Genomic DNA, 13736 nt, shown 5'->3' with positions numbered 1-13736 from the left:
ATGCGATATGTATGCGGCAGTTCCGGATATCAAGCAGGCAAAACATACGACCTCGCCGTCTACTGGGCCAAGAACTGGGGCGGTCCAATCGGCCTTCTTTGTTCTGCAATTTACTGAGTTGGATATTCATAGAGGTGTAATCCGCGAGAATCGACAGGTGCAACGACAACGATGAGGCGGGTGATATCGCGATTTTCGTCGCAGAAAGGGAAGCAACCGCGATAAAGCTGAATAAAGCTTCGAGATTCGACCGGCACGCAGCTTGTATGAAATGACGGTTTCCGCGTTTCAGCGACGTCGATTACATTTTTCCAACGGATTGCGATCGTTTCTTGGTCGAAGATGACCCCCAGATTCATATTGGTCAGGTTTATCGAAAATACTTGTTTTACTCCCTCCCCCATGATCCGAATGACATGTCCTTCCAGGGTTATATCTTGCCGCCCTATGACCATCATCCATTGAAGGAGTCCGGCTACCTGCATGGGATCAAAGTCCGACCAAAGTGGAGCCAAAGGGCAAACTGTCCGATCTAGCTCACTGAAGTGTTTCGCAAAAATAGCAACAGGGTGACTGCAACATAATTGGGACAATTCTATTGGGTTCATGGTTCTTTTCGCTTTTACGATTTCGGGTCACCTGTCCGTCTAACTCTGGCAAGTCACAGTTACCTAGGGCTTCGTCGGTTTCGACTTTCCGGCGACTTTCGAGAGTTCGTGCATCGAAAATGTTTATACTATTCAAAATATGTTTAAACATAATTTCATTTACAAACCGTAAAAACACATGTGAGGAGTCTTGTCACGATCAGGGTATCGGCTGATTTCGGCGGAAATCTTTGTGCAAAGCATGGAACCCGCACTCCAAGCGTTCCCATTGGTGACAGTCAAAAAGCGACAGGCCTCGTCTGCACGCGATTTAATCACTGCGGGATTGTGCTTCAGGGCGGTGACACTGATTTGGGTATGGGTACGATAATGCTACACTTGAATGGTCTCTCGCCTCTCAGCTGTCAGTGAGGCACGGTTCCTCGACCCTTGATGAAAAGCAACACGATGCCCGCAACAATCAGAACGCCACCAAAGATCTGAAACAGAGAAATTGCTTCTTTCAAAACAAGATAGGAAAAGACCAGCGAGATCAGGATCGTTCCGCTGACGATGGTCGGGATGGCGATGCTGGCAGCCATCGGCTTGGATAAGCCAATCCCACCGAATAGGTAAAGATAACCGATTTCCGCGCCACCGATGCAAAGCCCGGCTATCGCGGCCCAAACATATGACCCGGAAGTAAGTACGAAAGTTTGTTCGCCTCGCATCAAGAGATAACCAGCGAACAGAAACGACGTCATCAGCGCTGTGATCTGAATGCAGATCGTTGCCACTATTGTGGTCGAGGCTTCGGCCGGCACCTGTTCGCCCGATAGCTTTACGAACAGGTTGTAGCCAGCATAAAGCACGGTCACCATAGCAAGCAGAATCATGGCTGACATGGTCAATCCTTCTTGGTTGAAGTCCCTTGGGCCGCAAGGCTGTCCGAGATGAGACAGCGCCATCAAGCTGCCGCTGCCTTCTTCAAGGCGCCAACGATGCTGTGGATATCGGCCTCGTTGTTGTAGTGGGCCAGCGACACGCGCACCCGTCCGTTACGTATCGAGCAGATGACATTGGCATCGAGAAGCGCCTGAAGTGTGGCATCGACTCCGACTCCGGGATGGCTGAGGGTAATTATGTGCGACGATGCGGCCCAGTCGGTCAAGGAACGGTAAGGCACCCAGCCTGACCTCTCAAGTCCGGCCACGAACACTCCGGCCAACGCGTCGGCATGGGATTTGATCCTTGCAGGATCCAAAGCCAGCAATTCGCCGATCGCCACGCCCAGACCCACTATGGACAAATACGACATGGTGGATTGGGTATAGCGGCGGGCATCCTTGGCCAGGGGCAAGCGGGTGGCCTGCATGTCAAAGGGATCCGGGGCTCCCATCCAACCCGGCGCGGGTGGGGATCGTTCAAGAAATTCTGGCGACATGATAGCCAGACCAACACCACCGTGGCCACCAAGCCACTTATAGCCACTGCACACCATGACGTCCGGTTGCCAGCCCGCCGCATCGATCGGCACGGCACCCGCCGCCTGTGTAACATCCAGAACAAAACGTACGCCTGCCTTACGCGTGGCTGCGCGCAGACGACGGCAGTCGATAAGACTTCCGGTCGAAAACTGAGCATAGCTGATCACAACAACTGACGTACGCTCGTCGATCTCTCGAATCACCGTATCAGTCAGGTCTTCATCGGGGGTTTCGTCAACAAACAAAACCTCGATGCTCTGGCGTTCCGCGAAGGCAAGCCAAGGGCGGGTAATCGCGGGGAAATCCGAAGAGACCGCAACAATCCTGCTGCCCGCAGGCGGATCGAATAGATAGGGCAGTTGGCTGAGCATCTCTCCGGCGCTGCCGACAATGGCTAATTGGTCGGCAGGACAATTCATCAATTTCGCCGCCCGCTCGCGCAGAGGATTGAAGAGAGCTACTTCTTCGGCATCCGTCAGGTTCATGTTCCCATGACGGCCTATTTCGTCGAGAAAAGCGTGCATTGCAGAAACGGCGGGCTCTCCGACCAAACCGAGAGACGCCTGATTCAAGTATATACTCTGTTCAAGGCTGTTATAGTGGGCGCGATCCGATAGTGCGAAAATCATCTTCTTTTTTCTGTGTTTTTTTGGTGCGAATGTTCAGCATCGTACAGCTAGGACAAGTTATCGGATTAGAGGCGGAGCTGGCGCACGGAGTCCTCCATAAATGGCAGCGCTGCAGGACAACTGGAGCCATTAACACCGAGACCCACTATCTCAAGAGTTCCGTTAATGCTCGTAGCAGCTGACGATCAGAGAGTGACTAATTTTTTTCGCCATAAAATATGATTTTCTTTATATTCATTACTATAGCCTTCGATGTATATGAGATCAGTCCGTGCTTCATACCCTGCGTAATCCTGACATCCATCTTTTACGTGTGTTCGTGTCAGTTGTTGAAAGTGGTGGCTTTTCCGCAGCACAGATCACTCTAAATGTAGCGCAGTCCACCATTAGCACTCAGATCGGCGATCTGGAGACCCGCTTGGGTAGACGTTTGTGTCTACGTGGTCGGACTGGCTTTTCTATGACAGACGACGGGCTGGTCATTTACGAAGCAGCCAAAACGCTTTTCAAAGCCATCGACAAATTCACCGCATTGACCAATGCACGTTGCGGCGTCCTTTCAGGCGAGTTGAGGATTGCCTTCGACGATGCCTTGGTCGACAACCCTGATTTCTTACTGGAGCAAGCAATAGTTCGCTTCTGCCAGCGTAGCACCGATGTGGTCTATAGCCTTAACACCTGTAATCCGCTCGACATTGCAGAGGGCGTCCTAGACGAGCGTATTCATATCGGAATTAGCACCTTTCCAAACCATGTCCCGGGAATGAAGTATCTGCCACTCTTTACTGAGCAGCAAACGCTCTACTGCGGCTGCCATCATCCACTTTTCTCTTTATCCGACGAAGCTCTCACGCGAGAAATAATCCAAGACCAGCCATACGCTCAGCGCGCCTATTACGGCGGTTCACTAAAGACTGGCAACTTTCAACCCACAGCAGTAGAAGCCAAAGCCGACACCATGGAAGCTTTGTTGTTATTGATCAAAACTGGCAGATTTATTGCCCATTTACCCACCGGGTGGGCCCAAAAGTGGGTGCGGAACGGCCAAATTCGGCCCCTCCTACCGCAGATATTTTCCTATGATTCTCAGTTTGAAGTCGTGGTCCGTGTTAACAACCAGCTGATTAATCTAGTAGAGGCATTCCTATCAGATCTCTTTTCATGTTACGGCGAGGCTAGAAAAGGTTCGTTTCTGGAGGCGAAAAACTAGCATTTGGCATTGTCAGAAGAACATTGATTGAGCCGGAGAGCGTGGTAGCCATTTGGCTTTCCCGGATGACAAATCGTAGCCCGTTTCCCTAGTTAAACAACGAATCCTGAGATCAGAAATGTAATCGCACGGTTTTGGTGGAACAAATTCGGCTAGATTTTAACTTCTGTTATTCGGAAAAGGCGTATTCAACAGCTTTGCTTCCATGTGGTCCCTTAATTTATCAAGCGTCAGGATAAAGCCCCGGTAAGAAATATCTCCAACGCAGCAGTAGGCAATGTCAAGGGGAGGGACTCGTCGAATTGATGGTTCGCAGATTAGCTGCGCCGCTGTTACGGATGACAAAAAAGCTTTGCTCCTATGGCGCGCGCTAAGGGATCTAGGACTCAATTAACGCCACTTCGTCTCTACACGTATAATGAAACAGTATCATTTTTGATCCGCGTTGCCGACATCTGGTTGACTTCGCAGCGAAGGCCCAGATCGAGCCCTCATTGACCGATACTGACTCTACTTTAGTCGTGTGCTCGTGACGGCAGGTGGAGCCCGAAACCGCTCTCGATAGATTCGCTTTACAGTTCTCAAGGTCACCCTTCTTCCCGTTTTGACACACCCGAAATATTATCGGTGCGAATACAGAGTCTCGGGCACTAACAATCATCTGGCCGTGTGCAATGTCGTGTCGAGCCTCCTCGTAGACCCAAATACGCACTATGAGTGAGAGCATCTCCTCAGCGTATGCGTTTAGAGGTCCATTCGCTTAGACCAGTTATTTCGTACAAATTATCGTTGAGCTCAGAGAGTACGGGAGGGCCATGTATATTTCGGCATATTCAGGTAGTGACCGTCAGCGCACGTTGAGGTCTGTTAACAGAAGTTCGACATTAGCGTAGCTGGAAATGATTACACCTCGCATAAACCGGGCGTGGCGAATGAGTTCGGTAGCGCCAGTATCGGTGTTCATCCTTCAATTCCTCAATGAACGGTGACGTCGCGCCGATTGCGATATTCTATGCTGCCTTGATACCGGCAATGAAATCTTTAACGGTTTCACTCATGTACTCGGCATGCTTTGAGAGTTCGTCTGAAGCAGCCAAGACATCCCGTGAAGCGCCACCAGTTTCACCTGCACCGCTTTTGACTTCCACAATGTTCACCGTTACATCCGTCGTACCTCGGGCGGCTTCTGCAACATTCCGGGCAATCTCCTGCGTCGCTGCCGACTGCTCCGTGACTGCAGCGGCGATCGCCGAAGTGATCTCATCCATTTGCTGAATGACGTTCGAGATACGACCAATGGCAATCACAGCATTTTCAGACTCGCCGCGCACGCTTTCGATTTGCGTAGAAATCTCGTCAGTTGCCTTTGCGGTCTGGGTTGCTAAGCTCTTGACCTCACTGGCCACAACCGCAAAGCCCTTACCCGCCTCGCCGGCACGCGCGGCTTCGATGGAGGCGTTGAGTGCCAGGAGATTGGTTTGCTCCGCGATCTCGTTGATCAGCTTTATAACGTCGCCGATCGAGTCGGATTGCGCGCGCAAACCATTGATCACTTGTGTTGTCTCTCCCGCTGCTGTCACCGCTGACTGGGCAACGGAGGTCGCTCGGGAAACCTGCACGGCAATTTCCGAAAGCGCCGAGTTAATCTCGTCCGTCGCACCAGCCACCGTCTCCACGTTCGACGAGGCTTGTTCCGCAGCAGTGGCAACATCGGCGCTCATCTGCTCAGTGCGTTCAGCTATCTCAGACATGGAAATCGCAACGTTTTTCAGTTTGGCCGACCCATCCGCCACGCTGGAAACCAGTTGAGTAGAGGTATGGTCGAACTCGCTCGTTACTTTCTCGATCCGTTTGGCTCGGACCGCCTTTTCCTCGTTCTGTCGGTCAGCCAGCGCCTCCATTTCACGATTTTCGATCAGGCGTTGCCGGAAGAACTCTACCGATTTGGCCATCTGACCGATTTCGTCAAGTCGCTGCTGGTTAGCCGTCGACTCATCGTAATGCCCTTCCGCCATCTCGTCCATAAACATGGACATTTCATTAATAGGGGTTGCAATTGTCCGCGACAGGGTAAACCAGGCGACAATCGAAAAGAGCGTCGCAATGGTAGCACCAACCAAAAGAACACCAAGTGTAATGTTAAGCTTATCAGCCATCGCCTGCACGTTGCGATCTGTCAATTGTACAGCAAGCTCATTGAGCTTTGTCAGATCTGCATTGGCTCTCACCAACATCCGTTCGCCATGGCCATTCACCTCGAGAACCCGCGCTTCGTCGACGGTTAAGGGATTGCGCATCAGACTGATCTGCCGCGCGACAATCTCGTTTTGCCAGGTCGAAATCAAACCGTTGGCGGTATTCATGAGATCACTGGCTTCCGCCATGTTCAAACGTACTTGCAAAGCCTCAAGCAGAGTCGTGTAAGATGTTTTGGCAACTTCGTAATCAGTTATGTATTCCCGGTCACCGCTTAACAACAGACCCCGTATTGCTGCCTGTTGACTGGAAATCTTCTGGCGTAATTCTTTGATATCGAACGAAATTTCGTTGATGCGTTTGGTGTGTTCAACACTCTGTTGCGCTTTACCAAGAACCACGAAAGTAATGCCGGCGAGGCATAAGATGATAAAGACGAGTGCTGTGAAGGCTGCGATCAGCTTGTTGGAGATTCGTGCGTCGTTAACGATTTTCATTTTCTCTCCCCGAGAACTGGTGCAGTTCAGCTTTTCCGGTGTCACGGCGGCGGCGGAATTCAGTGACATTGATTTCAACCGTGATTGCCCCAACAACTTGGCCATTCTGAGCGATCGACAGAGTGACCTGAACGTTTTCCGTGCCCAGTCTTTCATTTAGTTGGATCTCATCAATGAAGACGGCGTCGGGACCAACGAGGTAGGTTTTCTGCCACTTATCCTCATCGCCCTGCCAGAAGTCAGATGTGACCGCGCTCTGTCCAGCATTCAGACCCTTTGCGTCCATCACGATTATCTCGGCATAGAGACCATGTGATCGTGATTGAATCATGGTGAGATAGCTTGAGAGTGGGCTTGAGAGCACTGCAGTGATCAGCGGTTGATCACTTTTTTCTCGCTCGGTGAGCCACTGTTTATCTAACGCGTCGATCCCGGCTTGGTTCAGGTCGGCATAACGCTCGTTACTCGCACCCAGTGCCAGGAACACGACCGGAGTCGAAGCCCAGGATCGGATTTCCTGCACAACCGAATCACGGAAGATTTCGTTTTCACTTGAAGCAACGCCCGGGAAAAACACCGATATGAAAGTAACAACCAAGCCCGCAAGGCGGCGAAAACCCAAAATCGAATCGCTCCTCTTCGTCAGCCTAGATGGGCAGCACAGTACGTCCCACCTACTAGCCTTAATCGAGTTACTAGATTGGGTACTCATTGAGATTTATTCCGTGTTAATTGATGGATATGATGACGACGGTTTCTCGGATTCCCTGCCTCAAAAACCTAAGGAAGCCACAAGCAACTGTGGTTTCATTGACGTGGACTTTCCTGTGATACTTCGAGGACCTCGCGAATTTGCAAAACGTTTATGCTTTATAGGAATTGTTTAAACATTGTTCATTTAAAAACCGTAAACACCACGTGAGGGGTCACGGCCCTATCAGGGAACTGATCGCTGCCAGTGGTTTTTTGGCACGATGACTGGGCCGGGTAACTCCGAGATGTCGATTGGCAAGCAGTAAAGGTTGTTAGGAAGTTCGAGGATTCTTGCCAGCGGCTAACAACCTAATTGATTGCGTAGGCATTTAAGTGCGCCCAGGCAGTGATCACACGTATTGCTCCTGTCTTCATCAACTCCACCGTGAGCCGCGTACCAATGTTGTGAGCGATTCCGAGACGCTTAGCGATCATTAGGATCGACTCGAGCGCTTCGTGGAGAACCACATCAACCACGGCCGGTAGGTGGGACGTACTGTGCTGCCCATCCAAGCTACTGTGGAGATAAAACAAGCTGCCGATGCTATTCGAGACCCTACCCCGCTACCACCTCTATGGCTCGGCTGGGTGTCCGAATCCAGATCTCATTCGCTGTTTGCCAGACTTGATGTCTGCTTTCTTGCTCTCTGCGTTGCGTTGCTTGGGTGCCGGCACCAGGCTGGCGTCGGTTATCTGCCCCAACATTGGCAGATAACCCTTCTTTTGAAGTTGCCAATCAAAGGCTTTCATCACCCATTGCAGCGTCCCTGTCCCGATCAACTTGTTACGATTGAGCCGGATCGTGTTCTCGTCGGGAGTCGCTGCGCTATGATCAAAGCCCCGAAACCGCATCCAGGAAAGCCGATCCCGGATCATATACTCCACCCGCGCATCCGAGAGATTGTGCTGGGCTTGCAGGATCAAAACCTTGCACATCGACACTGGGTCAAAGGGCAGCCGGCCACCCTTAACACCATCGCCATACCGAACCCTCGACCAACCACCCTCGAAAAAACTCAAAGTCCACCTTGGCATCAAGTAATTCCACCGGATCGCAATACTTGCTCAGACCTTTCAGATGATCCGATAAAACCAAAAGACTGTTCATATACATCGTCGCGCCTCCACAGAGACAACGAATCACAATCCCTCAAATTACGCGAGGTTTTGCGTGCATCCAGTCACCTCCGCAACCGCGTAGTGGCAACAGCCACAAACTAATCGTCTAACGCGTGATGACATGCAAGTTCATAACCTAAGTCTGATATTCTACTGACAGTTATTATGTTATTTTTCATATTAAGCGCCCCGCCAGGGGTTGCATTTTATTGCTCCATAACTCAAGGCGATAAAGACAACACTTTGTTTAAGCTATATGATGGGTTCACGTGGAGGGATGAAATGGCAAGAATACTGGTAGTGGATGATGAGATACTTGTTCGTGAAATGCTCGACTTTACCCTTTCCGGCGCTGGTCACGAAGTAACGGTTGCAGCCGACGGAACTGAAGCTATCAAAGCTATCAAGGAACGCCCGATCGACTTGGTCGTTGCCGATATCGTGATGCCGGAAAAAGATGGCCTTGAATTGATCACCGAACTTAGAAAGATCGCCCCTGAATTAGGGATCATTGCGATCTCGGGAGGTTCACGCATAGGCAATTTCGACTTTCTGGCAATTGCGAAAAGCCTTGGCGCCCGTGATGCCTTATACAAACCCATTCACAATGACGAGTTACTTGAATCCATTGAAAGATGCCTTGAGAAGTAATCCTTAGACTGCCCATTCGATGGATGCAGCAATCACAACTTTGTGGTGCGATGCGAATCGCACACTTCGTATTGTATTGTCGAATAAGGGATCAAATGACACGCCAAGTTCGCCTGGCTCGAAGCGTCGGACGTACACATGTTGCGGGCTCTGGAGGACGAGAGCGCGAAGCTGAAGAAACTGCGCCCAGAACAGATACTAAATAACGTCAATCTCAAGAAACTTGCGTCGCAAAAGCGGTGCTGTCTGCCGTGAAGCGAGAGGCCGTGGGTCACGTCTGCTAAACGCATGATGTGGGCCAACAGCAGACGTGTTCTAATAACGGTGTTGACCAATCGAGCGCGCGTTATCGCAGTGCACACCCAGGCAATACCGGTTTGCTAGAGACCGTGAAATACGTTGTTATTGCCGGACAGACCTACGAGCGCCAGAGCCTCACTGTGCCTTGGTTTTGTCGAGCGAACGAAGGAACTTGAACACGCTGGCTCTGACCTCCGCAGATGGAATCGCATAAAATGCCTCAATCAGACGTGCCGATTGGTTTGACCTGGCAAGATCTTGATCGACGCCATTGCAAAGCAACCCATCAGCGTCGCCATTCCTAAAAAAGAAATTGATCGATACGTCCAGTAAATCGGCCAGTGTGTAGAGTTGTACGGCACCAATCCTATTCACGCCTCTTTCGTATTTTTGTAGCTGCTGAAAAGAAACGCCAAGAGCTTCGGCAACGTCAGTTTGTGTCAATCCAAGCGCGAGACGACGGGCACGTATACGCTGCGCAATCTGGGTATTTAGTAGTTCATGAGCCTTAAATGACATGTAGACATCCTGAAAACTGAAGGTTGCGCCTTGAACGCGGTCGAGTCCCCGCTGCGACTCAATCCGTGACGTTGGAAGCGCAACGCGGGTATTCATGACTGGACGTTGGGGCCTCCGGTAAGGCGCGATCATGCACGTTGGTCCGGAGACCCCAAAGTCGTCAGCGCTTGAGAACTTTGCGGCGCCGTGCCAATCCGAGGAACATCAAGCTGGAACCAAATAGTGCTAAAGTCCCCGGCTCGGGAACCGCGACAGTCGGGCCTGTGGCGTCAGAACTTATTCTGACACTCGACTGGTACTCCCTTACCTCATTTCCAGTTTCATGCGTCGCGACCCCAAAGCATCCAAAGGCCGCACCTGCAAGCCCGCAAGCGTCGTCCGATAGAGGCCCGAAGTCTGCAAGCAATACCTCGACAGAATAGAGCTCGCCGTCGAGAACGAATGACTGTACGAGTTCTTCAGGGTTCTCCAAAACAAGAACATCTATGCAAAGGGGGTCGTCGATCAGACAATCGTCTGTCCGTTGCTCTCGATAACTAAAATCAAGAGTGATCGGCATGTACTCTACGAGCCCGCCGTCCGGGCGAAACTCAAGTCCGACAGTCAATTGAAAGCTTTCCAGATTACCAAATGGCCCTTGGAGAAGCCTATTGTCGTGCGTCAACGTGAAACCTTCAACAGCCTCTCCGTTTGTAGCAACGCGCTGCCCGTCCCCACCAGTATATGATGTGACGCTTAAGGCGCTTCCCGGCTCACTCGCCGGCGTTAGAGGCGTCCCCCACCGCAATCGAGTTGGAGAACCAAAGGCTACGTTGTCCCCAACTACGCCTCTGTTGGTGTCCCGATTTGGATCTGAATTTTGATCGGGTGCTTCTGGACTAAAGTTGGAAAACCCGGCCGAGACCGCGTAGTCCCACTCGGTTACGGGCGCGGCGGCAACTTCATTTGAGCTGGCATAAAGCGCAACCAATACAACGCCGCATAGGGTCATTGAAATTTTGGACATGATACTTTCAATCCTAACTCACACCGCTGTATGAGTTCTCTGAGCTGTGTTGAAAAATAGGTGCCAGTCGTTCATTTCCCTGCCGATAGGTAGCGGAAATCCCGATTGGCTTTTGGCACGACTAGAATTTCAGGGTTGAACTCGGGGCGGAGGCGGGTCAGTAGTAAGAATGTGTGTCCATGCGCGCACGACACACCATGTCTTCGTTGAAATTAAAGCAATCGAATGCGCACAATTTTTTGATATAGGCAGCATAAAGTCGCAAAGAAACGAACAGTCTTCGTGTGACGCCGTTTGATGGTATCCGCTTTCCGAAGAGTCCGTTTCAGGGAGTTCGTTTCCGGCCTCTTCCCTCAACGACAATTGCTCTTGATGAAGCGCAGTCTGATGGTCGTGTTGGCTGTGAGCGTGGTCGTGGAGAATGTAGGAATGCACCGAATGAGGAAAAACGGCGATATAGAGGACAGAAAGAAAGGGCAGTAGCCGGCCCATGCGGCCAAAACTCCCTGTAGCTTTCATCCTGTGTACTCTGTCAACCAAACCCATCACCGCTCTCCATAGATCTGAACTCGACGACCTGAGTTAGGAGGAGCGTGTTCGCCCCAGAAGCACCGGCCGTCACAAGCCGCCCGTCCTCTTACCTCGGTTAAGAATTGCGTCCCCTTCCGCGCATAACAGAACGGACCGCTTACCGAACCAATCAAAACGGTTATGTGGCAAAACGAAGCTTTTCTACGCTGTACGGTTCAGGTTGTAGGACCTGAGACACCCAAACCGCGCCCCCGCAAATCCCAACCCCAAAAGTCCCAACCCCAGGAGAGCCAAAGTGGCTGGCTCGGCAACAGCAACAGCCGAAAAGTGCTCCGAGGTATCAGGCAATTCTGCCATTGCCATGTGTGTTGACCCACGAGCATCAAATTCGAAAAGACTGTGAAGCAAACTTCCGCTCAGATCGTAAAATTCAACATTGTAAACATCTCGAAGCGACCATTGGCCCAGCCGGCCGTACACCGATAACGAGTCGAGCTCGACAGGATCGTCAAACGTTATGATGAGAAAATCCGGTACTCCGCTATTGATTGAGTGGAACTCATATGGGTGCGCTGCGGGAGCAACACCATCTATGGCAAAAGACGGTCCAGATCCGTCAGATCTGGAACCCAGAGCGCCATGTGACGCAGTGGCTCCATTTTCAGCCAACGCTACATCAATACCCGTTGAGGTTTCGATGGCAACAACTTCGGAGACTTGAAGTGCCTGGTTCAGTGCATTGTAAATTCGGATTTCGCTCACATTAATGAGCCCCGCGTGTGCGCCGGATGCTGCAAGAAACAGGATGCCCCCAACAAGTACAGAACTACACCTAATCAAAGTCTTTACTTTGTTCATTTATTTTATCTTTTCCTAAACTAGTAAGAAAATTACATTCAGATATACGTATAACCCAAGTTTCCTCGAGTTAACACGATCACCCCTCAGCCCATTAGCATTGAACTGTCGAGAAAATGAAGCAGTTTTACTATTGCGTTACACACTGATCGACGAAGTCGAGCAGAGTCTGGCAAGCACTTGTGCTTCCGCTCTTTACAAACGGAAATGCAGCTGACTTACGGCACGATTGGGGTTTCAGGATCGAACACGAGGCGGGGGCGGATCGGAGGAGAGAACCTGTATCCGGAGCTGCTCAGTAGGCTGCGCCCAGATTGAAGGAAAGGCGCGCCGCAGAAAACCTGCACGTGGTGTCAACAGCACGAAATCGCAAAGATACGAGCAATTTCCGTGCGACCCGGCTTCGTCATGCTCGCCTATGAAGTGACCTGTTTCAGGACTGCTTTCTACAGCACGATCACTTGAGGATATGTGTTCGTGATGGTGGGACAACTCGTGTCCTTTCGGGCCATGAACACGATCGTCGAGAATTTGGGAATGCGCGGAGTGAGGAAAAACGGCCAAATACAAGACAGCAAGAATGGGTAGCAACCGAGCCAAACGACCGAAGCTCGTCTCCATTATTTGTCCGCAGATCTGTCTCGTCATTGCTTGTGCTCAGAATTCCAAAATCGCGTGAAGCTATCTAGAAATTCAAGAAATTAGTCAATAAAAATTTTGTAAAAATGGGGTGAAAATAATTTTGTACTTATTGTTTCAAATATAAAAACAATATTTTTGAAACAACCTTTAAGCGTATATTTTTCATGTTAACCAAATGGAGGATAATTAGGAAACACGAGGCCTTTTTCATAGCGGAGTTCCTTATTTCGCTTACCGAATCCACAAAATATGTCATCCAAAATTCTCTTTAAAATAGAAAATAAAATGCGTATTCAGCTGCAGCGAGAAAATACCCTCGCCTGATGTCGAATTCATCGACAGCAAGCATTTTCATAAAGCCACACAGGATTAGGACAACCGTTCATCCTGATCACTTACTTCGGTGGAACGTGATAGTCCAACGCCCCTGTTTCGCTGGCAACCGGATCCAATTGCTATGTGGCAGCAAGTTAAGAAAAGCCCATTACACGAACATTGTTAGGTGATCTCAGATAAATATATGCGGTGAATATTTTGCGAAGCCACGGTAATAATAAATAACAAAGACATCTTTATAATCTCTTCATTACACACTATTTCATTTATTAAAAATATTTAACTGCAGTAAAAAAATTTGTTTATTGCGATTTATATTTCAATTATGTTAATAAACATCCGGTATATTGGCCATAACATTTCGGAAACGCGTTTCTCCGAATCTTATATTTTCGATTTCACGGATTAGCAATCG

At 50.2% G+C, this 13736-nt stretch carries 11 protein-coding genes; 2 read left to right on the top strand and 9 right to left on the bottom strand.

Translation table 11 applies throughout. From position 1 onward, the window contains the following. Positions 1 to 110: 110 nt before the first annotated feature. From QMZ18_RS35030 to QMZ18_RS35020, 3 genes are all read right to left on the bottom strand, one after another. Positions 111 to 485, bottom strand: a complete 375-nt coding sequence (locus QMZ18_RS35030) for a hypothetical protein (RefSeq protein ID WP_282611102.1) — start codon at positions 483 to 485, stop codon at positions 111 to 113. A gap of 527 nt (positions 486 to 1012) precedes the next feature. Beyond that, positions 1013 to 1492 (bottom strand): EamA family transporter, encoded by a 480-nt coding sequence (locus QMZ18_RS35025; RefSeq protein ID WP_282611101.1) that lies wholly within the window; start codon positions 1490 to 1492, stop codon positions 1013 to 1015. Between the two features lie 62 nt (positions 1493 to 1554). Beyond that, positions 1555 to 2703, bottom strand: a complete 1149-nt coding sequence (locus QMZ18_RS35020) for an aminotransferase class V-fold PLP-dependent enzyme (RefSeq protein ID WP_282611100.1) — start codon at positions 2701 to 2703, stop codon at positions 1555 to 1557. Positions 2704 to 2974: 271 nt separating this feature from the next. Between QMZ18_RS35020 and QMZ18_RS35015 the strand changes: the two genes are divergently transcribed. Then, entirely contained in the window at positions 2975 to 3913 is a 939-nt protein-coding gene (locus QMZ18_RS35015; RefSeq protein WP_282611099.1) for a LysR family transcriptional regulator, read from the top strand. 1010 nt (positions 3914 to 4923) lie between these two features. On the opposite strand, the gene QMZ18_RS35010 is transcribed toward QMZ18_RS35015, so the two are convergent. From QMZ18_RS35010 to QMZ18_RS35000, 3 genes are all read right to left on the bottom strand, one after another. Further along, complete coding sequence (locus QMZ18_RS35010) at positions 4924 to 6606, bottom strand: methyl-accepting chemotaxis protein (protein ID WP_282611098.1); 1683 nt, start codon at positions 6604 to 6606, stop codon at positions 4924 to 4926. Beyond that, a complete protein-coding gene (locus tag QMZ18_RS35005) occupies positions 6593 to 7228 on the bottom strand; it encodes a hypothetical protein (RefSeq protein WP_282611097.1) in 636 nt (211 codons plus the stop codon). The genes QMZ18_RS35010 and QMZ18_RS35005 overlap by 14 nt, the downstream gene beginning before the upstream one ends. Positions 7229 to 7932: 704 nt before the next feature. Beyond that, entirely contained in the window at positions 7933 to 8394 is a 462-nt protein-coding gene (locus tag QMZ18_RS35000) for a transposase (protein WP_282611096.1), read from the bottom strand. Positions 8395 to 8760: 366 nt separating this feature from the next. Here QMZ18_RS35000 and QMZ18_RS34995 point away from each other — a divergent pair, with 366 nt between their 5' ends. Beyond that, entirely contained in the window at positions 8761 to 9129 is a 369-nt protein-coding gene (locus tag QMZ18_RS34995) for a response regulator (protein WP_282611095.1), read from the top strand. 435 nt (positions 9130 to 9564) lie between these two features. Here the strand turns inward: QMZ18_RS34995 and QMZ18_RS34990 are convergent, their stop codons facing one another. The 3 genes from QMZ18_RS34990 to QMZ18_RS34980 form a co-directional block, all read right to left on the bottom strand. Beyond that, entirely contained in the window at positions 9565 to 9948 is a 384-nt protein-coding gene (locus QMZ18_RS34990) for a helix-turn-helix domain-containing protein (protein ID WP_282611094.1), read from the bottom strand. 160 nt (positions 9949 to 10108) lie between these two features. After that, a complete protein-coding gene (locus QMZ18_RS34985; RefSeq protein ID WP_282611133.1) occupies positions 10109 to 10939 on the bottom strand; it encodes a THxN family PEP-CTERM protein in 831 nt (276 codons plus the stop codon). Positions 10940 to 11686: 747 nt separating this feature from the next. After that, positions 11687 to 12343: a PEP-CTERM sorting domain-containing protein gene (locus tag QMZ18_RS34980; protein ID WP_282611093.1), complete on the bottom strand. Its 657-nt coding sequence runs from the start codon at positions 12341 to 12343 to the stop codon at positions 11687 to 11689. Between the last annotated feature and the right edge of the window lie 1393 nt (positions 12344 to 13736).

It is taken from the genome of Pelagibius sp. Alg239-R121, assembly GCF_947331435.1.
Lineage (GTDB): Bacteria > Pseudomonadota > Alphaproteobacteria > Kiloniellales > Kiloniellaceae > Denitrobaculum.
This window is presented reverse-complemented; position numbering and strand designations above follow the sequence as displayed.